This window comes from Acinetobacter towneri (assembly GCF_001758345.1).
GTDB lineage: Bacteria > Pseudomonadota > Gammaproteobacteria > Pseudomonadales > Moraxellaceae > Acinetobacter > Acinetobacter towneri_A.
In genome coordinates, this window is sequence record NZ_MKQS01000009.1 from 95,257 (window position 1) to 119,231 (window position 23,975).

Consider the following 23,975-nt stretch of genomic DNA (forward strand, 5'->3'; position numbering starts at 1 on the left):
AAAAATGATTAATGATAGCTGCTGACTAAATCGACTTCATTTTTTGAACCAATAATGACAGGTACACGTTGATGCAGGTCGGTTGGTTCAATATCTAAAATACGCACACGGCCTGTAGTTGCAGCACCACCAGCTTGTTCCATGAGCATGCTCATCGGGTTGGCTTCATACATTAAGCGTAAACGGCCTGCTTTTTTTGGGTCTTTTAAGTCGTATGGATACATGAAAATACCGCTACGACAAAGGATACGGTGAATATCACCCACCATACATGCTACCCAGCGCATGTTGAAATCTTTTTCACGTGGGCCAGTCTTGCCTGCCAAAAGTTCATCGATATAGCGTTTTACAGGCGCTTCCCAGTGACGTTGGTTAGATGCGTTAATGGCGTATTCTTTGGTGTCTGCTGCAACTTGAATATTGTCTGCAGTCACTAAAAATTCTTGGCTTTCCGGATCAAAGGTAAAGAACACCACGCCTGCACCAACAGTGAGCGCCATCATAGTGGATGGGCCATAAAGAACATAACCTGCTGCCACTTGTTGTGTGCCTGCTTGCATAAAGTCTGCAGCCTGAGTCACCGCATTTTTTGCAGGTAAAATGGAGAAAATTGTACCCAGACACATATTGATGTCGATGTTGCTTGAGCCATCTAGTGGGTCAAACAAGACTAAATATTGACCATTTTCTTGAGCAGGGGTGAATTCATCTAATTCTTCAGAAGCCAAACCACCAACATTTGGGTGTTTTTGTAATGCTTCAATTAAATAATCATTTGAAATGACATCTAATTTCTTTTGTTCTTCGCCTTGTACGTTTTCATTTTGTGCACTGCCTAATACACCTGCCAAAGCACCTTTTTGTAATGTTTGATCAATTGTTTTACAGGTATTGGCAATGGTTTCAATTACTTGAGCAAGTTCGGGTGTTAAATTTCCAGTTTGTTGTTGTAGAAATTGGGAAAGGGTACGGTATGACATGACTGGAAAACTCCGAATAACTGCAAAAATGAGGATAACAATATGCTGCAATAGTTTAGATGAGAACGCGTTAAAAGAAAAATTAAACTCGACTATTTGCTGTGATTTTACCCTTGCAAGTCTTGTAGAAAGTGCTATGTTGATGTGAAGGATTTAATTTGAGATAGGAGCACAGATATGACAACGTTAAAGTTTGATGCGACTCCAACGCCGAGCGAAGGGATTAGTTTAGACGATATTTCTGAAGACAAGATGAAAGCAGCTTGGAAAGATTACGAGTCTAAACCTGAATATAAAAAGTTCAATAAGCATGATTTGATTGAATCTATACAAACGGCTAAATCAGATGCAGAGTCGGAATAAATTGTTTTAAACGATTTTCAGATTTCAAACGCTTAGGATTCAACATATTCAGTTTGCTAAGTTTTTAAATTGCGATTGCATTAGTGATATAGCTGGGTTAAATAAAAAGCGCTCTTCAACAGATTGTTTCAGAGCGCTTTTTATTGGATTTAAGAAAACACTTCTTAAAAAATCTAGAAATGCTTTCTCACACATACTGACCATTATTTTAATAATGGCGGTACAGCTTCATAGTTAATTTCTACACGGCGGTTTTCTTTCCAGGCATTTTCATCGTGCCCTGGATTGACTGGCATTTCTTTACCATAGCTCACTGCTTCAAGTTGACCTGCATTGACACCGTTGGTGATTAAGAAGCTTTCAACTGCTTTAGCACGACGCTCACCCAAAGCCATGTTGTATTCACGGGTACCGCGTTCATCGGTATGACCTGTAAGTGCAACTTTAGAGTTGGCATTGGCCATTAAAAATTGTGCATGTGCTTGCAAGGTTTGGTAATCGTCATTTGATAATTCGCTGCTGTCGTAGTCAAAATGCACCACACGTTTTGCTAAGAAAGCTTTGTTGGCTTCAGTAACACCTTTGGCAGATGCACCTGCAAGGTTTTGTGCACTTAAAGCGGCATCTTCACTCAAGCCTTGGGTATTGACTGTTGTTGCACCACTTGGTGTTTGACCTGCTTGTAAGTCAGTCGTTGGTTTGCGGTTTGCACAACCTGTCATCACTAAAGCCGATGCCAAAACAGGGAGTACCAATAATTTAACTGCGTTCATCCTCATCTCCATGAAGCTTGATTTTTGGTTTTAAAACAGAACTGAAAACGTATTTACTTTGCGGGTACTCATTATTTTGGTGCCCACGCAGGTTCACGCACTTCACCTTGTTCACTTGGTAAGTTCATGCGGAAACGACCATCTAAAGACATAATCGACAATAAACCGCGTGCACCTTCACGTGTTGCATACACCACCATTTGCCCGTTTGGCGAGAAGCTTGGCGACTCATCTAAACTAGTTGGGGTTAAAATATTGGTGATGCTGGTGTTGATGTCTTGAATCGCAACTTTATAGTTACTACCACTTGGACGATGCACCAAAGCCAGTTTACGGCCATCGGCACTGAGTGTACCGCGTGCATTAAATGCACCACGGAAGGTCAAGCGCTTGCTGCTGCCTGTAGCAAAGTCATAACGATAAATTTGCGCTGAGCCACCACGGTCTGAAGTATAAATAAAGGATTTACCATCTGGGGCATAACGTGCTTCGGTATCAATCGCACTGTCATTGGTCATGCGTTGCAGTGCACGGGTGTTCAAATTCATTTGATAAATTTCTGGATTGCCATGCATAGATGCCGTGAACAACATGCTTTGACCATCTGGTGAGAAACTTGGAGCACCATTTAAACCACGGAAACTGGCTATTTTTTCACGCTGACCTGTGGCTAAGTCCTGCACATAAATTGCAGGGCGTTTAGTCTCAAACGACACATAGGCAATTTTTTTAGCATCAGGTGTCCAAGCAGGCGATAAAATCGGATCACGCGAAGTCAAAATGGTTTTGGGTTGTTCACCATCAGTATCGGCAATTTGTAGAGTATAGCGTTGCTCAGGTGTTGCAGGATTACGCAGCACATAGGCAATACGTCCGCTAAAATCTCCCTTAATACCCGTGAGTGCTTCATAAATGGCATCACTGWTCATGTGTGCAGCAGAACGTACGCGTGACGCAGGCACGCTTAATAATTCATTCAATAAGTATTGCTGTTTTTGCACATCATAAAGTTGGTAATGAACTTCATAACCGCCTTCTGCAGTGGCTTTGACATTTCCCGTCACCACATAAGGTACACCTGCGGCTTGCCATGCAGCTGCATTTGGATTGTTCATGCTTGCAGTTGCAGCAAGGTTTTTAGATGAACTGGTGAATTTGCCTGAACGGTTTAAATCGTTTTCTACAATAGGATAAATACTTTGATCATTGCCAAACGGCACAATCGCAATTTTAGGTGCTTCTTCTGGTGCTTTGGCAATTTCTAAATGCAGTTGTGCAAAAGATTGTGTGCTTAAAACTGGGCTAAGCGCAGTTAAAATAGCAAGACAAAGTAGGTGTTTACGCGTTGTTTCCATCATTCGCTATTTTCTCAAATCAACATAACTTTTTTGGATGTAATTGTGGTACATAATGGCATGCTTTGGTAGGAATGAAAGCATGAATTTATAATAAAACTGTTATAACACTGTGAAAATTTAAATTTATTTATACTCGTAAATATTTTGAGAAGGAGTTAGCCAAATAGATGTTATTCGGCTAACTGGTAACTTATTGCGCTGTAAAGGTAGAGGTGAAGCTACGTGCTTCGCGTCGTGCATCTGGGTCTGATGGCATCGGATAAGGTGCGGCAGCACGAACAGCAGCTTCTACACTGGCTTTCATGTCAGGGTCGCTAGAATTAACCACGACAGACTGAACTGCGCCACTGTCACTTAAAGTCACGCGGGCAGTTGCACGTTGACCCGAAGAACCAGCTGGGGTATCCCACGCTCGTCTGATTTTATTTTCGAAATCGCGTTTAGCAGTGGATGCAATGCGTCGTACTTCAGCCTTTTTCTGAGCAGCTTCTTCTGCAGCTTGTTTGGCAGCTGAGGCTTTGGCTTCAGTATCGGCACGTGCCTTCGCTTCGGCATCAGCTTTGGCTTTTGCATCTGCGTCAGCCTTACGTTTTGCTTCGGCATCAGCTTTGGCTTTTGCATCTGCAGCAGCTTTACGTTTTGCGTCGGCATCAGCTTTGGCTTTTGCATCTGCTGCAGCTTTACGTTTTGCATCGGCATCTGCTTTGGTTTTTGCATCTGCGTCAGCTTTACGTTTTGCATCAGCTTTGGCTTTTGCATCTGCGTCAGCTTTACGTTTTGCCTCAGCATCTGCCTTGGCTTTTGCATCTGCTTCAGCTTTGCGTTTTGCTGCTGCATTGGCTTCGAGTTGACGTCTTTCTGCCGCTTCTGCTTTTTTCAGGGCTTCGGCTTCTTTACGACGTACAGCATCTGCTTCAGCACGAGCTTTGACATCGGCTTGGGCTTTTGCTTTAGCATAGGCTTCTTGTTGAGCACGTGCTTCAGCGCGTGCTTGTTGTGCTTTTAAGCGTTCAGCTTCTAATTTTTGTCGCTCGGCAATTTGTTTGGCTTCAGCAGCTTGTCGTTCAGCACGTGCTTGAGCCTCTGCTGCTTGTGCTGCTTTTTGTGTATCCACTTGGGGTGCGGGCGGTGTAGGGACTGCTGCAGGTGTCGGAATGACAGGGGTAGGTTCAAGCGCAGGTTCAGCAGTTTGAGTAATTTGCTCTGCTACATTTTCATGTGTGGTTTCAGCAGATTCAGTTTCTAATAAGGGTTTTAAATCTTCTGGTTTAATCAGTACGGTTTTAATGGGTTTAGGCGGCTCAGGTGCTTTACTCATGCCCAAATAAAGCAAGCCAACCACTGCGATAAGGTGGACCCCTACGGTGAATCCAATCGCAATGGCTTTTTGTTGAAAAGGTGGCTTTTTAAAATCTTTCATAAATTACTTTAAAGGCTCGGTCAGCAATCCAACTTGGGTTAAACCCGCATCTTGTAAGTCAGACATTAACGCAATCACATCACCATAAGGGCGTGTATTATGACCACGAATAACAACCTGAAACTCTTTGTTTTCAGCTTTGGCTTGGATTTGAGCATCGGTCAAAATTTGTTTCAGTTGGGCTAATTCCAAAGGTTCGGCTTTGTGTTCTTTATATTCTAAAAAATATTGCCCATCTTTATTTAAAGTCACCAAAGCAGGAGCATCTTTCGATTCAATTGGGTTGCCATTAGCTTGTGGTAAATCGACTTGAATTCCACTGGTAATCATCGGTGCTGTGACCATAAAAATCACCAATAACACCAACATGACATCAATATAAGGCACTACATTCATGTCACTTTTGAGTGGTTTCTTAATGCGCTCGAAGCGTCCTGAGCGTTGAATGGCCATTAGTCGTGATCCTGAGTATTGCCTAAAGATTGACGTTGTAATAAAGCCACCATTTCTTCGGCAAATAAAGCACGATCAGAATAAACCGCTTCACCTTTGGCGGTGTAATGGTTAAAAGCAAGTACTGCAGGAATAGCGGCAAATAAACCAATGGCTGTGGCAATCAGGGCTTCGGCAATCCCAGGTGCGACTGTTGCTAATGTGACTTGATCGACATCTGCCAGTCCAATAAAGGCATTCATAATGCCCCAGACGGTACCAAATAAACCCACGTATGGCGCAACCGAACCAATGCTGGCCAATGCACCTAAGCCTTGTTCAAGTTGAGCTTGGTCGCGGCTTAAACCGACACGTAAAATACGTTCTGTGCCTTCGATGGTTTGTGTAGCAGGCGCTTGGCGTTTTTTGAGCTTTAAAAACTCACCTAAGCCTTGATAGAAAATATCTTCCAAACCGACACGTTTTGAATTGAGCTGTGCGTTGTTGTAAAGTGTATTCAGTTCTGCACCAGACCAGAAGATTTTTTGGAAATGCTGATCATCTGCTTGTGCTTTTTTATAGCTCATGTGTAACTTGGCAATCAGATACCAACTGTATAATGATGCTAAAAGCAGCGAGAGCATTACCAGCTGAACAACAGGACTTGCTTGTAATATAAGATCTGATACTTGAAGAGATGATTCGAGTTGTGTTGCCATAGTTACTACATGTACCAATTCATTTTTTTAATCTTGTCCTAATTCTTTCAGAATAAGGCTACGAATTTCATCTGGCAGACGACGTGGTTTCATATCTGAACCCAGACATGCCAATTCAACCTCGCCAGATGCAAGCATGATTTCACCACGATAAATATTTTGTTGCAATACAAATGATGACGCTTTACACGAAACTACACTTGCTGTAACAGTAATTAGATCATCCATTAAGATTGGACGTGAATATTTCACGTTAATTTTATGCACGACAAAGTTGTAATCTTGTTGATGCCAATAATGATCAACACCCGACGCACGAAGCCATTCGGTACGGGTACGTTCCATAAAGCGAATATGGTTGGCGTGGTAAACAATGCCGCCTGCATCAGTATCTTCCATATAGATACGAATTTTAAATTCAAATTTATTCGCCATAATGATGTTCCGCTTCGATGTTACAAAGTTTTTTGATAAGCAATACTTATAGTTTAAGCCATGTCGATGAAATTGACGTGAATCAGGGCTATAAGTCAAGCTGTGTATAGCGTGGCAGTTTATCATTCTCAACGCTTCGTCCAATGGCACAAGATTTCAAACATGCTTTTAAGTTAAAATTAGCTGCCTGCCTGATACATGCAGATGATCCACCCCAATGAGCAGCACATGAGCCGTTTAGTTAAATTTTTTGTGGTAATTGCCATATTGTATTTGTTGTGGATGACGCTGTTCCAGCCAGATGGAGGAATTGCGGATAGCACAACCTATCAGTCATCGCAGCAAGTGCATCAATTTAAAGACTATACCATTCAAGCTTTGGAAACCTATGAAGGTGAGTTTCGGGTATTGTCACGTGAAAATTATAATTTTGGACGTGAAGCCGAACTTAGCCCTGTCGATTTTGCTTTGGGATGGGGCGAAATGGCCAAGCCTGAAGTGTATAAACAGTTGTCTATTCGTCAAAGCAACCGTTGGTATCATTGGCGTTATGAACAAGCACCACCGATTCCTGTGCAAGAGATTGCAAGTTTGAGCGCCAATACGCATTTAATTCCTGCAACGCCCGCGATTGCGACACAGTTAAAGCAGATTGATGAAGATGATTTGATTTATTTGAAAGGCAAATTGGTTGAAGTCACTGCCGCAGATGGTTGGTTGTGGCGTAGTTCTTTAAGCCGTCATGACACAGGGGCGGGCGCGTGTGAATTAATGCTCGTTGAAGATGTGCGTGTCATCGAAAATTAAGGTCTATCTTCAGACTTAATTAACCTAATTATTTAAGAGTTTAAAGGGAGATACCTCCCTTTGATCTATTTTTTTGACCTACTTTTATTTCGGCTCAGGTGGTGTCATCCCAAATTGTAAATACGCCATATTGGTCGCGATACGCCCGCGAGCGCTTCGCATCACATAACCTTGCTGAATTAAGTATGGTTCAATTACATCTTCCAAAGTGCCAGAATCTTCCGCCATAGCAGCAGCCAAGGCTTCCACACCTGCGGGACCACCATCAAAACGCTGTAATAACATACTTAAATATCGACGGTCCAAAGTATCTAAACCATCTTTATCGACATTCAGCATATCCAATGCACGTTGTGCCATCTCTTGTGTGACTTCACCTGTGCCTTTGACCTGTGCATAATCACGAACGCGACGTAACAAACGGTTGGCAATACGCGGTGTACCACGCGAACGACGAGCAACTTCATTGGCTCCTGCATCAGTCATTGGCACATCCATTAAACTTGCCGAGCGTTTGACAATATGGGTCAAATCTTCAACCGAGTAAAATTCTAGGCGCTGCACAATGCCAAAACGGTCACGTAACGGTGAGGTGAGTAAACCTGCGCGAGTGGTGGCGGCGACAAGGGTAAATTGAGGTAAATCCAGTTTAATGGAGCGTGCTGCAGGTCCTTCACCAATCATGATATCCAGTTGATAATCTTCCATTGCTGGATACAAAATTTCTTCGATCACAGGTGACAGACGGTGTATTTCATCAATAAATAACACATCACCTTCTTCAAGGTTGGTCAGCATGGCGGCTAAATCGCCTGCGCGTTCCAAGACAGGTCCTGAAGTAGATTTAAGATTGCCGCCCATTTCACTGGCAATAATATTGGCGAGTGTGGTTTTACCTAAACCTGGTGGCCCGAAAATCAGTGTGTGGTCGAGTGCTTCTGCGCGTCCACGGGCTGCACCAATAAAAATTTCCATTTGTTCACGCACCACAGGTTGCCCAATATAGTCATCGAGTGAGGTGGGGCGAATGGCACGATCAATTTGATCTTCGGGTTTTTCAGAACCACTGATTAGACGGTCTTGCATAGGTGATCTAAACTTTAAGTAAACTGATTTTAATAAGAAATTCCGCAAAACATTTTTGGCTGCGTCTTTCCAATAGAACTTTCTGTCTCAACAGTTGCGAATGAATTCATCGCGTATCAGATGAGGTGAATTAGACAATATATGTGCTTACCGATTCATCGACTTTAATGCTGCACGGATAATATCACTGGCTTCAGTAAAATCGCCCTTGACCGCATTAATCAGTTTTTGTGCTTCGGCAGGTTTATAACCTAAAGATTGTAAAGCGGCTTCGGCTTCGGCAACAGCAGAATTGCCTGTAAACTGGATTTGAGTCACAGTTGAATTGCTGCTGCTCACTTCGTTAGACATGGCTTTAAAGCGATCACGTAATTCAATCATCAGGCGTTCAGCAGTTTTTTTGCCTACACCTGGCACTTTAATCAAGGTATTAATATCTTCATGTTCTACGGTGTGAATCAGTAGCTCGACGCTTAAGGTTGATAAAATACCTAGCGCCATTTTTGGGCCGACACCATTGACTTTAAGTAAGGTTCGGAAAATGGTTTTTTCTTGGGCTTCTAAAAAACCATATAACAATTGAGCATCTTCACGCACGGCTAAATGCGTCCATAGGGTAATTTTCTGCCCTTTTTGTAATTGGCAAAATGTGGTGAGCGGCGTGTCAATTTCATAGCCCACACCATTCACATTCAGCAACACGGTTGGTGCTTCTAAAGCCAATACTTCGCCAATAAGACATCCGATCATATTTGTGATTCACTGATTGATTTAAAATAAGTTGCTGTTCGCATAGTAGAGCGCATTTTCACAAAAGGCAAAATTCGTGCTTAAATTCTACGTCAATCTTATATAAGTTATTGATATACAAGTGATTCGTCACAGCAGACCAACCTTATTGCCTTGTAATTCTTGAGATAAGTTATAGGCTTGGTGATCTGAAAACTTAGAGATAATATCCAAGACTTGCATGATATTGTCATAATGATTATGAGCAAAATCTGCCCCTGAGCGTTGCAAGATGGACATTAAACGCTGCTCTTTAAAACTTAGGGTTTTATGGGGTGTGGTGAGCGGAATAAACGCATCCAAAATATTTTGTAAACTTTGATGCGCAATAATTTCCAATCCAGCTTTTTGCGGATGCTCGAAAATTTTCTCACGTGCTAAGTCTTTGGCGCGATTAATACCAATTTCAATATCTGCTGAGCAATATTGTAAAAGGCTGCCTTTGAGCTGTCCCATTAGAATTTCAAAATGGTGTTTGGCAAACGCCGTGGTGACTTCATCGACCAAACGTTTCATGACCCGACCACGCAAAGCGGCAATTTTTTGTTGCCATGTGGTACGTGCCATCGCCAGTTCTGCAGGAATACCGTAGTCACCAATCAAGTTTAAAAAGATCGGTTCAACTTCTTCATAGCTGAGCATGTTTAAAATAATGCCATCTTCCAAATCAATTAAGGCATAGCAAATATCATCCGCCGCTTCCAATAAATACGTTAGTGGATGACGACAATAGTGATAATCGCCCAATTGAATCAGTCCAAGCTGTTCTGCAATTTGTTTGAGAATTTCTTTTTCAGCTTGGTAACAACCAAATTTATCACGTTGATTGGCAGGGCGGTTGCCTTGTTCGGCAATGGTTTTGGAGAGCCACGGATATTTTAAATAAGCGCCTAAAGTGGCATAGGTTAAACGCATGCCGCCATCATTTGGATGGTAGTCAATTTTGGTGAGTAGCCGTAAACCTTGCGCATTACCTTCAAACTGGCGTACATCGGCTTCTTCTTCATCACTAAGTTTGGCGAGGAAATTGCCGTGTGAAGCATCGTCAAACCATTCACGAATGGCGTATTCGCCTGCATGTCCGAAAGGTGGATTGCCAATATCATGTGCCAAGCATGCGGCTTGAATAATCGCACCGACATCGGCAGGGGAAATCCACATAGGCAAGTGGTCTTTAATTTTTTCTGCAGCCAACATACCTAATGAACGTCCAATACAAGACACTTCTAAAGAATGGGTCAGGCGAGTGTGAATACCATCGTGTTGAGTCAATGGATGGACTTGGGTTTTACGGTTTAACTGTCTAAAACTTTGCGAAAAAATAATACGGTCATAATCTTTGTGAAAAGGGCTGCGCGCCTGTTCTGTACTTTGTTTTTTACTACCAATTCGAACTGTGGAAAGCAGTTCTAACCAACGCATTTGAGTCATTTATCATTATTCACTATGTGCTTGTTTTGCATCATGCCAAAAAAATGACAAAAGCTCTAGGGGCGGGCGACATGGCTTGTCTTTTTAAATCTAAAATCATACAAAATGGGAGATACGTTCATGGCGAAGCGTACTTTAAATTTTTGGGGGGCAAGCGGTATAAAACGAGGATTTGATAATTCGCACAGCTTGCCAAAACAGCACCGATCATCATTTTTTATGATAATTTCTAGTCAATCGTGAAATGGATAGCGAAGTTTAAATATGCTTAAACTGATTTACTATGTGCCTCAATCTCATCTTGAAGAAACCAAACAGGCTGTTTTTGCAGCAGGTGCAGGGGGGATTGGCAATTATGAACAATGTGCATGGCAGGTTTTAGGCACAGGGCAATTTAAACCTGTAAAAGGAGCAAATCCTTTTATTGGTGAGTTAGATGCTTTGGAGCGTGTTGCTGAGTGGCGAGTGGAAACCATTGTGCCTGAGCAAAATGCTCAGGCAGTCGCAAAAGCGCTCAAGGCAAGCCATCCTTACGAAGAGCCTGCCTTTGAGTTTATGCAACTTTTAGTCTTTGATGATTAAATTTTCTGAATAAACAAGTCACGGTCAAAACGGTATTGTGGGAAAAAGACACCATCTTCGGCACGTTCACCTGCAGCGATCACCATCACTGGAAATTGTTGATCATTCAGTTTTAAGAGTTTGCGTACCATCGGCTCATCAAAGCCTTCCATCATACAGCTATCAAAACCGTGTGCTCGAAGGGCCAAGACCATATTTTCACAGGCGAGTGCTGTGGTTTTACTGGCCCAAAGTTTGGCATCGGCAGGGTTAAATGCCGTTACAGGTAATTGTTTATCTAAAGTACGTGCAATTTTGAAAGCGACTTTCTTAAAGTTACCTACTGCATTTAAGTAACCAGTCTTGTAGTTATAAGGAATAAACTTGTAATATTTTTTCACTGCAGCGGGTGCTTCAGGAAAAGGAAACTCGCTGATATTCTTTTTTGCCATTTCATCAACGCGGTCTGTGCGCGCAATACATACTATTAGCTCTGCTGCAGTACGGGCAGCAAGCTGTCCTAAGCAGGCTTTAACAAGTTGTTTTTTCTTGGCAGGGTTTTGCACCACCACAAAAGTCCAGGGTTGTAAATTAGATGAGTTTGGCGCCAATAAAGCCATATCTAAACAATCATCCAACACTTCAGCAGGAATGGCTTTGTCGGTAAATTTACGCACCGAACGACGGCTTTGAATGACTTTTTTAAAGTTTTCTACATCAATATCTTGTGGTGCAGGTTCAAAATAACGTTCTTTTTTTTCAACTTGAACATCGGCTGGATTTGGATTAGACATTACAATTTTCCTCAATTTTTAATGATTGACAGCACATCGTAGAAAATGGGGGCGAATAAAGAAAAAACCACATTCAGCCAATATGAATGTGGTTTTAAAAACGGCTAGTACACTTAAAATAGGCATAAGTGCATTTCAGTTCAACAGCACTTAATTAAATTGGCTGAAATCAGGTTTACGTTTTTGCATAAAGGCTTGCACTGCTTCCATCATTTCTGCTGAACCGACACGTTGCATAAAAATTTCTGCTTCATGGTCAATCCACGCCACGATTTCATCGACATTATGTTTCATCAGGGCTTTAGATTGTTTGAGTGAGGCCAAAGGCAAAGCCGCCAATTGCGCTGCTTTTTGTTGTGCTGTTGCATAGACATCGGTTTCAATACTATTAACTAGATTTGCCGATAATGCCGTTTCGCTATTGAATTTCTGCGCAGTCAACAACAGTTCAGCCGCTTTGTGATAGCCAGCTTGCTCTACCAAAAGTTTGCTTGATGCGCCTTCTGGCGATAAGCCCAAGCTCACAAATGGAATCTGGAATAGGGCAGTATTGTCGCTATACACTAAATCTGCATGCAATAAAATGGTGACACCAATGCCAATCGCCACCCCACGTACAGCTACAATTAGCGGTTTAGAAAACTTGGCAGCAGATTTTAATAAGATGAACGGAGGACCTTCGGCAGCAGGTAATTGTCCTTTAAGTGCGGCAGACTTCATAAAATCCTGCATGTCATTGCCTGCGCTAAAGTCTGCATCTGCGCCGCGTAAAATTACGCAACGTACTTCATTGGCTTGATCGGCCTCATCTAAGGCTTGTGCAATCCATAAATATAATTCACCATACAGCGCGTTTTTTGCTTCTGGTCGGTTGATGGCTAAAGTCAGTACGCCATTGTCTAAATTCGCATTCAAATGTGGGTGAGGTTGTTGAATACAGCTCAGTGTCATCGTACTATCCTTGCTTTGTTTGGTTTGAATTTATGGCTCATTATGTCGCAAATTCGCAGCGCTGGCACAACTCATGAGTTCATAAAAAGTTAGATTTATTATGCAATATACGTTTGATTATTTGGTTTTCATTGGCCGCTTTCAGCCATTTCATTTGGCACATTTGCAAACCATTCAAATTGCGTTAGCACGTAGCCATTATGTGATTTTGGCATTAGGTTCTGCACAAAATGAGCGCAATTTAAAAAATCCGTTTTTAGCCAAAGAGCGTGAGCAGATGATTTTGTCTAACTTTTCACCTGAAGTGCAGGAACGGATTAAATTTGTGCATGTCGTCGATGTCTACAATGATGAAAAATGGCAAAAAATGGTCAAATCTTTAGTAGGTGAACTGATTCAAGCTCAAGATCGTGTTGGTTTAATTGGGCATTTTAAAGATGACTCATCTTATTATTTAAAGTTTTTCCCTGAATGGGAAATGGTAGAGTTAGACAGCTTGCAAAATGCGATGTCTGCCACGCCTGCACGAGAAGCTTATTATCGTGGTGAAATTCAGCCCAATTTTTTCCCGCAAGGGACAATTGATTTCTTAACCGCATTTCAAAACACGGAAATTTATCGTCAATTACAAGATAAATACCAGCAGCAGGACAGCAGTAATTTGATGGAATCATCCAGTTTGAAATAAAAAGGATGATTGAAAATGCATTCAATCATCCACATTATTGTGTCTTTTTTGCTTAGAGACTAAAAATTAAGCCTGTAAAGCGGTTAAATCCGCAAGCACTTGCTCAGCATGTCCAGCAGCTTTGACTTTACGATATTCTTTTAGCAATTGACCTTGATGGAAAATAAAAGTTGAGCGTTCAATGCCCATGACTTTTTTGCCATACATATTCTTTTCTTTAATCACATCAAACAATTGACACAATACTTCATCTTTATCGCTAATCAGGTTAATGCCTAAAGATTGCTTTTCGGTAAAGTTTTGATGTGCTTTGACCGAGTCGCGTGAAATACCAATGATGGTAGTGTTGAGTGCATCAAATTGTGGCTTTAGCGCAGTAAAATCGACAGCTTGTGTGGTGCAGCCAGGGGTAGAATCTTTCGGGTAAAAATACACCACTAACCAATCTGTACCAAGTTCGGTTAAATTGACTTCGCCTGTGGTTGCAGGGAAAGCTTGATTTGGTAATTGAATTGTCGTGCTCATATTTTTCTCCAAAATCATGCACATAAAAAACTAGCCACATAAAGTGGCTAGTTAAAATTGAGAATAAAAATTATTTTTTCTCACCCGCTTTCATTGCTTCTTCAGTTAAGGTTTTTAATTTACCTGTAAGCTGAGGACCAAAACAAGCTTGCAAATCTTTATTTTGCTTTTGTACAAAAGCTAAAGTCGCAGGGCTCTTTTTCTGGTTAATTGCGCTTTGAATTTCCCATTTTTGAGCGTTGGTTAATTTACCATCTGCTTCTACTGCACATGTACAATATTTGCTTACTTCAGCTGTAGTTAGTTTTTTGCCTTTTGCAGTTTCTTCTTTACAAACATTAATTAAAGCTGCTTTCACATTGGTGCTTTTATAAGCTTGTTGCAACTTGTCATTATTTGCGTGCGTCGTTGTAGCGAATAATGCAGCAACAGACATAATCGCAGAAACCATAATGTTTGATTTTAAATTTTTCATACACTTTACCTTGTTATGACGGTATATAACGTGTTGGGTCAGCAACACCTGCATCGGCAAAACCTTGTTTGCGTAAGCGACAGCTGTCACATGTACCACAAGCACGTCCTTGGTCATCTGCTTGGTAGCAAGAAACCGTTTGACTATAGTCTACGTCATGTTCAATACCTAAGCGAATAATATTTGCTTTGGATAAATGTAACAAAGGTGTCTCAAATTTTAACGGTTTGCCTTCTACGCCAACTTTGGTTGCCAAGCGTGCCATATTGGCAAAAGCATCAATAAATTCAGGACGACAGTCAGGATAGCCCGAATAATCTACCGCATTAATACCAATCACAATTGCTTCTGCATCAAAAACTTCGGCAGCTGCCAAAGCATAAGACAGGAAGATGGTATTACGCGCAGGCACATAAGTCACAGGAATACCTTCTTGCTCATGATCAGGTACTTCAATGCTGTGATCGGTCAGGGCAGAACCGCCCAAGTTGCCTAAATCAATATTAATCACACGATGCTCAATGCCTGCATATTTAGTCAAGGCACGTGCAGCATCTAGCTCTGTGGTCGAGCGTTGACCATACATAAAACTTAGTGCAATACATTCATAACGCGCTTGTGCCCATGCCAAACACGTGGTTGAGTCTAATCCACCAGATAACAATACAATGGCACGATGGCGCATAATTGAACTCCAAATTTTAAAATATTGAGGTAGCACTTGAGCAAAACTGTGATGATTGACCTCAGTACGAATGTGTATTCGTGTAGAAATTAACGACCTGTTTCATCATTCCAAAGCAATTTATGTAGTTGCAATTGGAAACGAACAGGGAGATGGTCGGCTAAAATCCACTGTGCCAAATCACGTGCAAGTTGTGGCAAGGCGACTGCACCTTTTTCGACAGCAAATGCTGGGGAGAACCACACTGTATTGACTTTCTTATGCAACTGATATTGCTCAACTTGCTGCTTCGCCCAAAGATAATCGTCATGATTGCAAATCACAAATTTGATTTGATCATGCGGGTTTAAAAAATCTAAATTTGATAGTAAGTTGCGTGACATTTCACCCGATGCAGGGGTTTTTAAATCCAGCACTTTTGATACACGGTTATCCACTTTAGAGATATCTAAAGCGCCACTGGTTTCCAAAGACACTTCACAACCTAAATCTGCCAAACGTTGCATCAGTGGCAGCGCATTTGGTTGGGCCAGAGGTTCACCGCCTGTTACACATACATACGGGGTTTTAAAATCTAGCGTGGTTTGGATGATGTCATCTAAAGATTGACGTTCGCCACCTTCAAAAGAATAGGTGGTATCGCAGTAATGACAACGCAATGGACAACCCGTTAAACGAATAAATACGGTTGGCAAGCCTGATGTATTGGCTTCGCCCTGCAATGAATAGAAAATCTCCGTAATGCGTAAACCCGCAGACGGATCAGAAACAGGAATAGCGGAAGATCGGAGGGTACTCATAAAATTCATCACAGTATTTAAAAAACAAAAATCCCTACGGTCATTGCTGGCCGTAGAGATGGGAAAAACTAAAAAAGTTTAGTCTTCGCGTAATAAGTCGTTCAAGCTGGTTTTTGCACGGGTTTTCGCATCTACTTTCTTCACAATGATAGCAGCATACAAACTATAAGTGCCACATTTAGAAGGCAGGTTACCAGAAACAACCACTGACCCTGCAGGTACACGACCATAATGGATTTCGCCAGTTTCACGGTCATAAATTTTGGTCGATTGACCAATATAAACGCCCATAGAAATGACAGAACCTTCTTCTACAATCACGCCTTCAACAATTTCAGAACGTGCGCCAATGAAGCAGTTGTCTTCAATAATCGTTGGGTTTGCTTGAAGTGGCTCAAGTACACCACCAATGCCTACACCACCCGATAAATGCACATTTTTACCAATTTGTGCACATGAACCTACAGTTGCCCATGTATCAACCATGGTGCCTTCATCTACATAAGCGCCAATATTGACATAAGATGGCATTAATACGACATTCTTGGCTTGGAATGAACCTTTACGTGCTACGGCAGGCGGTACAACACGGACTCCTGCTGCTTTAAATTGCTCGTCAGTCCAGTCTGTAAATTTAGTATCGACTTTGTCGTAAAAACGAAGGTCACAAGATTCAATTGGCTTGTTGTCATTCAATTTAAACGATAGCAAAACGGCTTTTTTCAACCATTGGTGAACAATCCATTCACCATTAATTTTTTCAGCTACACGTAATGTGCCATTGTCTAAACCAGTAATTGCTTGTTCAACTGCTTGGCGAATTTCAGCAGGGCAATCTGCCGCTGTAAAATTAGCACGGTCTTCAAATGCTTGTTCAATAATTGTTGAAAGCTGCGACATCGATGTAATTACCTGAAAAATTTTCCCAAGATTTTACACTATATTGTGTCAAGAATAGATTGAAAATTAAGCTTTAAATGAAGAAATTATAATGAAAGGTCGAAAGCTAAACAGATTATACGGCTTAATTGTTACTGTTTTGAAATTAAATTGGTTAACAATCAACAAGAAAAAAGAATTTGTATCAAAAAATAACATAAACCTAGCAAATCTTGCATAAAAGATGAGCGCAACATGCCCTATAGTTTTTCCATGACAAAACGAATGAAAAATTCAAAAGTTTTAATTTGAGGAGAATACAATGAAATCTTTACACACAATTTTAGCCGCATCGGTATTGGCAGCAGTTGCAGGTTCTGCAATGGCAGATACAGCTGTTGTGCAAGATGGTTATGCATTTGACCGTAACCAACTCATTCCAACAGGTGTTCGTGCTGAAGTCGGTACAACTGGTTATGGTGGTGCCTTACTTTGGACTGCAAACCCATACGTTGGCTTAGCTTTAGGTTATAACGGTGGTGATATTTCTTGGTCGGATGATGTCAAAATTGATGGTTCTGAATATGACCTAGATATGGATAACAACAACGTTTATTTAAATGCTGAACTTCGTCCATGGGGTGCAAGTGCTAACCGTTGGGCTCAAGGCGTTTATGTAGCTGCGGGTGTAGCTTATTTAGACAATGATTATGGTCTTGAGCGTCGTGTTCAACCTGGTGAGGCTTTTAAAGTAAATAATACTAACTTTATCGCTGATCAAAATGGCAATGGTGTCGATATTAAAGGTCAGATGGAATATAAAAATGACATCGCACCTTACTTAGGTTTAGGTTTTGCTCCAAAGATTAATAATAATTGGGGCGTGTTTGGTGAGGTTGGTGCATATTATACAGGCAATCCAAAAGTAAATTTAACAGGTAGTGGTGATGCTCTGACTGGCGGTCAAGACTTCCAAGATGCCTTACGTGCTGAAGAGCGAAAAATTGCCAATGATGACAAATACGAATGGATGCCAGTAGCGAAACTAGGTGTAAGCTACCACTGGTAATATCCGTTAGTTTCAGCTAAACCAAAAAAAACGAGCTTCGGCTCGTTTTTTTATGGTTTAAAAGCGATGTGCTAATTTCAAGTGATAAACCCAAGCCTCAGGTTGTTCGAGTGAAGAAAAACTTGAAATTTGCGTGATTAAGGACTGCGGCTGTACCGTGTCTGGCTTGGTAAAGTGCAAATAAAGCAGACCTGCAATTATAAACGTTTTGGGGTTGAAGTGATAAAGCGCGCCCGTACCAACACCAATATAGCCGTCTACGGGATTTAAGCTTGAGGCAGGATTACCTGCACCAGAATCCCACAATCCTTCCACCGCAGTGATCCACTTGGGTGACCATTGATGGGCAAAACCCAAACGGGTCGACCATTGATTCTTTTGGTAATCAATCAGGTTGAACTGATTACCTAATCCTTCAGATTGCAGAATTGCAGCAAATTGAGTGGGTTGAATTTTAAAATCTTGCCAATTGACCCATCGCAATGATCCGTACAGAAAATTTTGCCCAGCTAAACCTGTGTGAAAATCTAAATTCACCGATTCTGGTGTTTCTATTTCTGTTGCTTGTTGTGGTGCAATCTCTAAAGGAAATCCCCAAATACTTTCACTTGCATTGGTACTGTGCTTGATTTTAGAGCGATAAGTAATTGCTGTATTAAATGCATATTCAGGAATTTGGTAGCTGACACCTGTCAACCAACCCCATGCATGGTCTTTGGGGAAATTTACGTGATAATCAAAAAAGGTATAGTCAACTTGTTTACCAATTTTCAGATCACCTGAAAATGACTGGTAACTCAGACCTGTAAAGAGGTTCCAGTTTGCATTTGGTTGATAGCCGACCAGTGCAGTCATGTTGTTTGAATCGAATTCAACGTCTGCAATTTCTGATAAGGGTTGATTCGTGTCGAATTGATAATCCACATCCGTAAAAAAAGGTTGGTCAAATAATAATGCGACCGAAACTTGTGGATGTGGTTGTAGTTTTAAGGCGGCTTGAAAGTAGTGTTGCTTATTCACCATATCGCCTGTAGAAAACTCAGGATTCCCTAGAGATGAAACAGGTTGCACTTTTCCTGAAACATTCGGGTTGACTTGCAGCACAGACACTTCTGCATAATTGCCTTTTTCAAATAATGCATGTACCGATTGACCGCTACGCTCTAAAGCTGCAGCAGAGGTATAATTTAGCGGCAGGACATAAAGCAATCCGACAAAAATGTGAAATTTCATGTTACGTCCTTGGTCTAAATTATAGAATCGTGTTTAAAATCAAATTACGTTTTTTATTATTGATTATATTTTATTCACGTTTCTGATAAATTAAAAACATTATTTTGATTATTTCTAGGCATTTAGATCAGCAGGAATTTTGCCAGAGAACTAAAAGAGAGCCTAGGCTCTCTTATGTGTTGCTGTTTTATTCTTCGGGATAGGCGATACGTTTTAAAGCTTTAATATCGGCATTCGGTGCGCATAAAGAAATAAACTCATAGCCATAACCACGCAGTAAATGTCCTTTGCGAACCGCAATCCATGTGGTGTTAAGCCCAAAAATATCGGTCTCGATTTGTTTTAGGCGGTAATCACGTTCTGCATCGTATGCTACATTGTTTACCACACCTACACCCATGCCTAATTCAACATAGGTTTTAATGACATCGGCATCAAGTGCAGACATCACGATATTGACATCAACGCCTGCATCGGTAAATGCTTTGTCAATTTTAGAACGACCCGTAAAACCACCGTGATACGTAATAATTGGATATTCTGCCAAATCGGACAGGCTAATCTCAGCTTTACTGGCTAAAGGATGGTTTTGTGGAGTAATAATGCTGTGACGCCACTCATAATAAGGCACACTTGCCAAGTTTTCTTCAGTGGTGAGCGATTCGGTTGCAATACCAATATCGGCTTCACCTTGTAGCAGCATTTCAGCAATTTCTACAGGGCTGGCTTGTTGTAAAATCAGATGTACTTTAGGAAATTCTTTTTTAAACAAATTCACAATGGGCGGTAGTACATAACGCGCTTGGGTATGTGTAGTCGCAATGGTGAGCGTGCCTTCATCAACTTTATTAAAGTCATCAGCAAGGCGTTTAATGTTATCTGCATCAATCAACATGCGTTCGACTATACACAGCAAGGCTTGTCCTGGCTCGGTTAAACCCAATAAGCGTTTACCTTTGCGGACAAAAAGCTGCACACCTAGCTCATCTTCAAGGTCTTTAATGTGCTTACTCACGCCCGATTGAGAGGTATATAGTGCCGCAGACGCTTCAGTTAAATTAAAGTTTTGCCGAACGGTTTCTCTAATAATTCTAAGTTGTTGGAAATTCATAGTGGTGCAACCCTAAAAAGGATGGAGCGGGTTAGGCTCCATATTAATGTCCTTATGCGACTTGATTTTCAAATAAATGTAAAGTGGTTACACTTAACCAAACCGTTTGATTTGGACGGAATTGGTGCAGCTTAGCTTCATCTGCAGTTAGTGCAATTTCAATTAAATTCCCTTGGCGATCTTGCAATTCTGCAACTACTTTACCAGCAATCCAAACTTCACGTAAGAAGGTCGCTTGAATGGTATTTTCTTGTGGTTGGGCATGAATATGCAACTCATCTGGACGTGCAAATGCAATGACTTTGCCTTGTGGCGCATTGGGTTGATTAAGAAGTTGTACACGATCTTCACCAATTTGCACAATTCCTTGATGATGTTGTCCTTCAAAACGGTTGGCTTGACCTAAGAAGTCAAATACAAATGGAGTGGCAGGTTGTTCATACACTTCACGTGGTGAACCAATTTGTTCGACATTACCTTTGTTCATCACAATAATTTGATCTGCAACTTCGAGTGCTTCTTCCTGATCATGGGTCACGAAAATTGAAGTAATGTGTAATTCATCATGCAATGTTCTTAACCAACGACGTAATTCTTTACGCACTTTGGCATCGAGCGCACCAAAAGGTTCATCTAATAACAATACGCGTGGTTCAACCGCTAAGGCACGTGCCAAAGCAATACGTTGACGTTGCCCACCCGATAACTGTGCAGGATAACGGTCTGCTAAAAAGCTTAACTGTACCAAGTCAAGTAAACGCATAACGCGTTTTTTAATCTCGGCTTCTGATGGTCGGGTTGCACGCGGACGTACCCGTAAACCAAACGCGATATTGTCAAATACAGTCATGTGGCGGAATAGGGCATAGTGCTGGAAAACGAAACCGACTTGACGTTCASGCACATGTACATCGGTTGCGTCCTGACCTTCTAAAATCACTTGGCCACGATCTGCCGATTCTAAACCCGCAATGATACGCAGCAAGGTGGTTTTACCACAGCCTGAAGGTCCAAGCAGTGCCACCAATTGACCATCTGGAAAATCGAGGGAGATGTCTTTCAGTGCATGGAATGCACCAAAATTTTTTTCAATATTTTTAACTTGAATACTCATGCGGTCATTCCTTAAGAAACAGTTGAATCTTCATTGCGTTGGTTTTGCTTTTCTTGACGAATTTCAACCCAAGTTTTTAAAATCAGGGTCACAATTGCAAGAAGTGCCAAGAGAGAGGACACCGCAAACGCAGCACTAAAGGTGTATTCGTTGTAGAGAATTTCGACGTGTAGCGGCAGGGTATTGGTTTCTCCGCGAATATGCCCCGATACCACAGATACTGCGCCAAACTCACCCATCGCGCGGGCATTACACAGAATTACGCCGTAAATTAAACCCCATTTAATATTTGGCAAAGTGACTTTCCAGAAGGTTTGCCAACCAGATGCACCTAATACAATCGCAGCTTCCTCCTCCTCTGTGCCTTGTGCTTCCATTAAAGGAATCAATTCACGTGCCACAAAAGGTACGGTAATGAAGATGGTGGCAATCACAATTGCAGGAACGGCATATAAAATTTTGATGTCATGTTCCATCAACCAGCCGCCCATCCAGCCTTGTGTACCAAAAATCAACACCAGCATTAAACCTGCAATGACTGGAGAAACTGAAAATGGCATATCAATTAGCGTGGTGAGGATAGATTTGCCTCGGAAGTTGAATTTGGCGACTGCCCATGCGGCTGCCACACCAAATACCACGTTTAAAGGTACGGCAATGGCTGCAGTGAGTAAGGTTAATTTCACTGCCGATAAAGTGTCAGGATGCACCAATGCTTGGGCATAGACACCAATGCCTTGTTTAAACGCTTCGACAAAAACCAAAATCAGCGGCAAAATCAGACAGCTTAAGAAGAAAATGAAGGCAATTGCAATCAGGGTATAGCGTACCCAAGTCGGTTCACGTGTTGCATCGCGTGATTGTAGTTTTTCAGCCAAAGCATTGCTGTTGGTATTTAAACTCATCGTGCAGTTCTCCCTGTGCGACGACTTGCCCATGCTTGTAATAAGTTAATTAAGAACAGCATGACAAAAGAAATCAGCAACATCACTACAGCAATTGTGGTTGCACCTGCGTAGTCATATTCTTCTAAACGAGAAATAATCATTAAGGGTGCAATTTCAGTTTTAAATGGTTGGTTACCTGCAATGAAAATCACCGAGCCATATTCACCCACGCCACGCGCAAATGCGAGGGCAAAACCTGTAATCAGTGCAGGCAATAAAATAGGGAAAATCACTTTGGTGACAATTTGAAAGCGGTTAGCCCCTAGCGCAGATGCTGCTTCTTCCAACTCGGTTTCTAAGTCACTGAGTACGGGTTGCACGGTACGCACAACAAATGGAATACCAATAAAAATCAGGGCAAGGGTAATCCCGATAGGGGTATACGCGACTTTAATGCCTAATGGTTCTAAATATTGTCCAATCCAGCCAGTCGGTGCGTATAAAGAAGTCAGGGCAATACCCGCAACTGCAGTAGGCAATGCAAAAGGTAAATCGACCAAAGAATCTATAATACGTTTGCCCGGAAAGCTGTATCGTACCAAACACCATGCCAATAATAAGCCGAAGACGACATTAATAAAGGCTGCAATGAGCGCAGCGCTAAAACTGAGTTGCAAAGATTTTTGGATACGTTCTGAACTTAAAATTTCCCATAAACCATCCCAACCGATACCCAGCGATTTAATAAATACAGCCGATAAGGGAATAAGAACAATTAAGGATAAATACGCTAGGGTAAAGCCTAGAGAAAGACCAAATCCTGGCAGCACTTTGGATCGCTGCGACATGATGACTCCTCAAAAGAGAGAATGAGTGTTTGAAAACAAACAGATAAAAGTAAAAGATAAATTCGGCACAAGCATAATTTGCGAAGATTAAATTGCAAATTTGAATAAATACTTGTTGTTATCAGAAATACTGATATGTGATTGCATATTTTCTGCAATCAAATAATCATAAATTTCAGGAAATGCCCCAAAGCCTGATGCAACATTAATATGACCCACTTGTCCTAAATTAATAGGTGTGACTTGCCATGCTTGTGCAAGCGACTGTGCATCTGTAAAACTGAGCCACGGGTCATTTTCACTAATCAGTAAGCGTGTCGGCACAGCTAATTTAAGTTGCTGAAAGTAAGCCGAATAATTGCTTTGACTGTGTTCTGCAAAACCAGATTCACCAAAACGGGCAGGGTTGGCAGGCGCAACCAAAACCAAATTTTTAATTTTCGCCTGAAGCTCAGTGTGCTGTGCTAATGCCGCCAACGTGGTTAGACAACCAAAACTGTGTGCCACAATTTGAATTTCGTCCTGAATTGGGGCAACCGTTTTGACAAACTCGGTAACCCAGTTCTGTAAAATTGGGCTATTCCAGTCTGACTGTTGTACACGCGAGCAAGACATGAGTTGTCTTTGTAACCAAGATTGCCAGTGCGCATATTCACTGCCACCTACACCTGGAACAATTACGGTATGAATCATGTCGATGCTCCTTCGCATATTTCAGCCTGAAATAATGATCTGAATAACGCTTGAATATGAATTGAACCC

Annotated in this window: 28 protein-coding genes; 5 read left to right on the plus strand and 23 right to left on the minus strand. The window is 41.6% G+C overall.

The window, feature by feature from the left end:
• Positions 1 to 8: 8 nt before the first annotated feature.
• Complete coding sequence (locus BJN41_RS06670; protein WP_070154121.1) at positions 9 to 980, minus strand: class 1 fructose-bisphosphatase; 972 nt, start codon at positions 978 to 980, stop codon at positions 9 to 11.
• Positions 981 to 1,157: 177 nt separating this feature from the next.
• Between BJN41_RS06670 and BJN41_RS06675 the strand changes: the two genes are divergently transcribed.
• Entirely contained in the window at positions 1,158 to 1,343 is a 186-nt protein-coding gene (locus BJN41_RS06675) for an NF038105 family protein (RefSeq protein WP_070154122.1), read from the plus strand.
• A 203-nt stretch (positions 1,344 to 1,546) separates the two neighbouring features.
• Here the strand turns inward: BJN41_RS06675 and pal are convergent, their stop codons facing one another.
• The 6 genes from pal to ybgC form a co-directional block, all read right to left on the minus strand.
• Entirely contained in the window at positions 1,547 to 2,116 is a 570-nt protein-coding gene (pal, locus tag BJN41_RS06680; protein WP_070154124.1) for a peptidoglycan-associated lipoprotein Pal, read from the minus strand.
• 71 nt (positions 2,117 to 2,187) lie between these two features.
• Positions 2,188 to 3,471, minus strand: a complete 1,284-nt coding sequence (gene tolB, locus BJN41_RS06685; protein ID WP_141730383.1) for a Tol-Pal system beta propeller repeat protein TolB — start codon at positions 3,469 to 3,471, stop codon at positions 2,188 to 2,190.
• Positions 3,472 to 3,664: 193 nt separating this feature from the next.
• Positions 3,665 to 4,894 carry a cell envelope integrity protein TolA gene (tolA, locus tag BJN41_RS06690; protein WP_070154128.1) on the minus strand — a complete coding sequence of 410 codons (1,230 nt, stop codon included), beginning with the start codon at positions 4,892 to 4,894 and terminating at the stop codon, positions 3,665 to 3,667.
• A 3-nt stretch (positions 4,895 to 4,897) separates the two neighbouring features.
• Positions 4,898 to 5,347 (minus strand): protein TolR, encoded by a 450-nt coding sequence (gene tolR, locus BJN41_RS06695; protein WP_070154130.1) that lies wholly within the window; start codon positions 5,345 to 5,347, stop codon positions 4,898 to 4,900.
• On the minus strand, positions 5,347 to 6,045 hold the full coding sequence (gene tolQ / locus BJN41_RS06700; RefSeq protein ID WP_019837723.1) for a protein TolQ: 699 nt from the start codon (positions 6,043 to 6,045) through the stop codon (positions 5,347 to 5,349). Before tolQ ends, tolR begins: the two co-directional genes overlap by 1 nt.
• A gap of 27 nt (positions 6,046 to 6,072) precedes the next feature.
• Positions 6,073 to 6,480, minus strand: coding sequence for a tol-pal system-associated acyl-CoA thioesterase (gene ybgC, locus BJN41_RS06705; protein ID WP_004971791.1), 408 nt, complete (start codon positions 6,478 to 6,480; stop codon positions 6,073 to 6,075).
• Positions 6,481 to 6,708: 228 nt separating this feature from the next.
• On the opposite strand from ybgC, the gene BJN41_RS06710 reads away from it, so the two are divergent.
• Positions 6,709 to 7,287 (plus strand): hypothetical protein, encoded by a 579-nt coding sequence (locus BJN41_RS06710; protein WP_070154133.1) that lies wholly within the window; start codon positions 6,709 to 6,711, stop codon positions 7,285 to 7,287.
• 84 nt (positions 7,288 to 7,371) lie between these two features.
• On the opposite strand, the gene ruvB is transcribed toward BJN41_RS06710, so the two are convergent.
• From ruvB to BJN41_RS06725, 3 genes are all read right to left on the minus strand, one after another.
• The gene (ruvB, locus tag BJN41_RS06715; protein WP_070154134.1) at positions 7,372 to 8,373 is read right to left on the minus strand and encodes a Holliday junction branch migration DNA helicase RuvB; all 1,002 of its coding nucleotides are present in this window, start codon (positions 8,371 to 8,373) and stop codon (positions 7,372 to 7,374) included.
• Positions 8,374 to 8,520: 147 nt separating this feature from the next.
• Positions 8,521 to 9,123 (minus strand): Holliday junction branch migration protein RuvA, encoded by a 603-nt coding sequence (ruvA, locus tag BJN41_RS06720; protein WP_070154135.1) that lies wholly within the window; start codon positions 9,121 to 9,123, stop codon positions 8,521 to 8,523.
• A gap of 129 nt (positions 9,124 to 9,252) precedes the next feature.
• Positions 9,253 to 10,593, minus strand: a complete 1,341-nt coding sequence (locus tag BJN41_RS06725; RefSeq protein ID WP_019837718.1) for a deoxyguanosinetriphosphate triphosphohydrolase — start codon at positions 10,591 to 10,593, stop codon at positions 9,253 to 9,255.
• 264 nt (positions 10,594 to 10,857) lie between these two features.
• Here BJN41_RS06725 and BJN41_RS06730 point away from each other — a divergent pair, with 264 nt between their 5' ends.
• Positions 10,858 to 11,175 (plus strand): NGG1p interacting factor NIF3, encoded by a 318-nt coding sequence (locus tag BJN41_RS06730; RefSeq protein WP_070154137.1) that lies wholly within the window; start codon positions 10,858 to 10,860, stop codon positions 11,173 to 11,175.
• Here the strand turns inward: BJN41_RS06730 and BJN41_RS06735 are convergent.
• Both BJN41_RS06735 and BJN41_RS06740 read right to left on the minus strand, forming a co-directional pair.
• Positions 11,172 to 11,948, minus strand: coding sequence for a nitroreductase family protein (locus tag BJN41_RS06735; RefSeq protein WP_070154139.1), 777 nt, complete (start codon positions 11,946 to 11,948; stop codon positions 11,172 to 11,174). The two genes, BJN41_RS06730 and BJN41_RS06735, sit on opposite strands and share 4 nt — an antisense overlap.
• Positions 11,949 to 12,098: 150 nt before the next feature.
• Positions 12,099 to 12,899, minus strand: coding sequence for an enoyl-CoA hydratase-related protein (locus tag BJN41_RS06740; RefSeq protein ID WP_070154140.1), 801 nt, complete (start codon positions 12,897 to 12,899; stop codon positions 12,099 to 12,101).
• Positions 12,900 to 12,999: 100 nt separating this feature from the next.
• Here BJN41_RS06740 and BJN41_RS06745 point away from each other — a divergent pair, with 100 nt between their 5' ends.
• Positions 13,000 to 13,587, plus strand: a complete 588-nt coding sequence (locus tag BJN41_RS06745; protein WP_070154142.1) for a nicotinate-nicotinamide nucleotide adenylyltransferase — start codon at positions 13,000 to 13,002, stop codon at positions 13,585 to 13,587.
• 66 nt (positions 13,588 to 13,653) lie between these two features.
• Here BJN41_RS06745 and BJN41_RS06750 read toward each other — a convergent pair whose 3' ends face one another.
• The 5 genes from BJN41_RS06750 to dapD all read right to left on the minus strand — a co-directional run bounded on the left by BJN41_RS06750 (position 13,654) and on the right by dapD (position 16,972).
• Positions 13,654 to 14,112 carry a peroxiredoxin gene (locus BJN41_RS06750; RefSeq protein ID WP_070154143.1) on the minus strand — a complete coding sequence of 153 codons (459 nt, stop codon included), beginning with the start codon at positions 14,110 to 14,112 and terminating at the stop codon, positions 13,654 to 13,656.
• A 70-nt stretch (positions 14,113 to 14,182) separates the two neighbouring features.
• Entirely contained in the window at positions 14,183 to 14,587 is a 405-nt protein-coding gene (locus BJN41_RS06755) for a hypothetical protein (RefSeq protein WP_019837710.1), read from the minus strand.
• A 13-nt stretch (positions 14,588 to 14,600) separates the two neighbouring features.
• Complete coding sequence (gene queC, locus BJN41_RS06760; RefSeq protein WP_070154144.1) at positions 14,601 to 15,272, minus strand: 7-cyano-7-deazaguanine synthase QueC; 672 nt, start codon at positions 15,270 to 15,272, stop codon at positions 14,601 to 14,603.
• An 89-nt stretch (positions 15,273 to 15,361) separates the two neighbouring features.
• Positions 15,362 to 16,072 carry a 7-carboxy-7-deazaguanine synthase QueE gene (gene queE, locus BJN41_RS06765; protein WP_070154146.1) on the minus strand — a complete coding sequence of 237 codons (711 nt, stop codon included), beginning with the start codon at positions 16,070 to 16,072 and terminating at the stop codon, positions 15,362 to 15,364.
• 78 nt (positions 16,073 to 16,150) lie between these two features.
• Complete coding sequence (dapD, locus tag BJN41_RS06770) at positions 16,151 to 16,972, minus strand: 2,3,4,5-tetrahydropyridine-2,6-dicarboxylate N-succinyltransferase (protein ID WP_070154148.1); 822 nt, start codon at positions 16,970 to 16,972, stop codon at positions 16,151 to 16,153.
• 301 nt (positions 16,973 to 17,273) lie between these two features.
• Between dapD and carO the strand changes: the two genes are divergently transcribed.
• Positions 17,274 to 18,020 carry an ornithine uptake porin CarO gene (gene carO, locus BJN41_RS06775; protein WP_070154150.1) on the plus strand — a complete coding sequence of 249 codons (747 nt, stop codon included), beginning with the start codon at positions 17,274 to 17,276 and terminating at the stop codon, positions 18,018 to 18,020.
• 57 nt (positions 18,021 to 18,077) lie between these two features.
• Here the strand turns inward: carO and BJN41_RS06780 are convergent, their stop codons facing one another.
• From BJN41_RS06780 to BJN41_RS06805, 6 genes are all read right to left on the minus strand, one after another.
• Entirely contained in the window at positions 18,078 to 19,253 is a 1,176-nt protein-coding gene (locus tag BJN41_RS06780; protein WP_070154152.1) for an outer membrane protein transport protein, read from the minus strand.
• A 187-nt stretch (positions 19,254 to 19,440) separates the two neighbouring features.
• On the minus strand, positions 19,441 to 20,364 hold the full coding sequence (locus BJN41_RS06785; RefSeq protein ID WP_070154155.1) for a CysB family HTH-type transcriptional regulator: 924 nt from the start codon (positions 20,362 to 20,364) through the stop codon (positions 19,441 to 19,443).
• 52 nt (positions 20,365 to 20,416) lie between these two features.
• Positions 20,417 to 21,478, minus strand: coding sequence for a sulfate/molybdate ABC transporter ATP-binding protein (locus BJN41_RS06790; protein ID WP_070154157.1), 1,062 nt, complete (start codon positions 21,476 to 21,478; stop codon positions 20,417 to 20,419).
• Positions 21,479 to 21,489: 11 nt separating this feature from the next.
• Positions 21,490 to 22,383 carry a sulfate ABC transporter permease subunit CysW gene (cysW, locus tag BJN41_RS06795; RefSeq protein WP_070154159.1) on the minus strand — a complete coding sequence of 298 codons (894 nt, stop codon included), beginning with the start codon at positions 22,381 to 22,383 and terminating at the stop codon, positions 21,490 to 21,492.
• Positions 22,380 to 23,213: a sulfate ABC transporter permease subunit CysT gene (cysT, locus tag BJN41_RS06800; RefSeq protein WP_004971748.1), complete on the minus strand. Its 834-nt coding sequence runs from the start codon at positions 23,211 to 23,213 to the stop codon at positions 22,380 to 22,382. The genes cysW and cysT overlap by 4 nt, the downstream gene beginning before the upstream one ends.
• Before the next feature lie 87 nt (positions 23,214 to 23,300).
• Positions 23,301 to 23,906 carry an RBBP9/YdeN family alpha/beta hydrolase gene (locus BJN41_RS06805; RefSeq protein WP_019837700.1) on the minus strand — a complete coding sequence of 202 codons (606 nt, stop codon included), beginning with the start codon at positions 23,904 to 23,906 and terminating at the stop codon, positions 23,301 to 23,303.
• Positions 23,907 to 23,975: the final 69 nt, after the last annotated feature.

Coding starts and splice junctions, on each gene's coding strand:
- BJN41_RS06670 (WP_070154121.1), bottom strand. CDS start 980: ATGTCATACCGTACCCTTTCCCAATTTCTACAACAACAAACTGGAAAT.
- BJN41_RS06675 (WP_070154122.1), top strand. CDS start 1,158: ATGACAACGTTAAAGTTTGATGCGACTCCAACGCCGAGCGAAGGGATT.
- pal (WP_070154124.1), bottom strand. CDS start 2,116: ATGAACGCAGTTAAATTATTGGTACTCCCTGTTTTGGCATCGGCTTTA.
- tolA (WP_070154128.1), bottom strand. CDS start 4,894: ATGAAAGATTTTAAAAAGCCACCTTTTCAACAAAAAGCCATTGCGATT.
- tolR (WP_070154130.1), bottom strand. CDS start 5,347: ATGGCCATTCAACGCTCAGGACGCTTCGAGCGCATTAAGAAACCACTC.
- tolQ (WP_019837723.1), bottom strand. CDS start 6,045: ATGGCAACACAACTCGAATCATCTCTTCAAGTATCAGATCTTATATTA.
- ybgC (WP_004971791.1), bottom strand. CDS start 6,480: ATGGCGAATAAATTTGAATTTAAAATTCGTATCTATATGGAAGATACT.
- BJN41_RS06710 (WP_070154133.1), top strand. CDS start 6,709: ATGAGCCGTTTAGTTAAATTTTTTGTGGTAATTGCCATATTGTATTTG.
- ruvB (WP_070154134.1), bottom strand. CDS start 8,373: ATGCAAGACCGTCTAATCAGTGGTTCTGAAAAACCCGAAGATCAAATT.
- ruvA (WP_070154135.1), bottom strand. CDS start 9,123: ATGATCGGATGTCTTATTGGCGAAGTATTGGCTTTAGAAGCACCAACC.
- BJN41_RS06725 (WP_019837718.1), bottom strand. CDS start 10,593: ATGACTCAAATGCGTTGGTTAGAACTGCTTTCCACAGTTCGAATTGGT.
- BJN41_RS06730 (WP_070154137.1), top strand. CDS start 10,858: ATGCTTAAACTGATTTACTATGTGCCTCAATCTCATCTTGAAGAAACC.
- BJN41_RS06735 (WP_070154139.1), bottom strand. CDS start 11,948: ATGTCTAATCCAAATCCAGCCGATGTTCAAGTTGAAAAAAAAGAACGT.
- BJN41_RS06740 (WP_070154140.1), bottom strand. CDS start 12,899: ATGACACTGAGCTGTATTCAACAACCTCACCCACATTTGAATGCGAAT.
- BJN41_RS06745 (WP_070154142.1), top strand. CDS start 13,000: ATGCAATATACGTTTGATTATTTGGTTTTCATTGGCCGCTTTCAGCCA.
- BJN41_RS06750 (WP_070154143.1), bottom strand. CDS start 14,112: ATGAGCACGACAATTCAATTACCAAATCAAGCTTTCCCTGCAACCACA.
- BJN41_RS06755 (WP_019837710.1), bottom strand. CDS start 14,587: ATGAAAAATTTAAAATCAAACATTATGGTTTCTGCGATTATGTCTGTT.
- queC (WP_070154144.1), bottom strand. CDS start 15,272: ATGCGCCATCGTGCCATTGTATTGTTATCTGGTGGATTAGACTCAACC.
- queE (WP_070154146.1), bottom strand. CDS start 16,072: ATGAGTACCCTCCGATCTTCCGCTATTCCTGTTTCTGATCCGTCTGCG.
- dapD (WP_070154148.1), bottom strand. CDS start 16,972: ATGTCGCAGCTTTCAACAATTATTGAACAAGCATTTGAAGACCGTGCT.
- carO (WP_070154150.1), top strand. CDS start 17,274: ATGAAATCTTTACACACAATTTTAGCCGCATCGGTATTGGCAGCAGTT.
- BJN41_RS06780 (WP_070154152.1), bottom strand. CDS start 19,253: ATGAAATTTCACATTTTTGTCGGATTGCTTTATGTCCTGCCGCTAAAT.
- BJN41_RS06785 (WP_070154155.1), bottom strand. CDS start 20,364: ATGAATTTCCAACAACTTAGAATTATTAGAGAAACCGTTCGGCAAAAC.
- cysW (WP_070154159.1), bottom strand. CDS start 22,383: ATGAGTTTAAATACCAACAGCAATGCTTTGGCTGAAAAACTACAATCA.
- cysT (WP_004971748.1), bottom strand. CDS start 23,213: ATGTCGCAGCGATCCAAAGTGCTGCCAGGATTTGGTCTTTCTCTAGGC.
- BJN41_RS06805 (WP_019837700.1), bottom strand. CDS start 23,906: ATGATTCATACCGTAATTGTTCCAGGTGTAGGTGGCAGTGAATATGCG.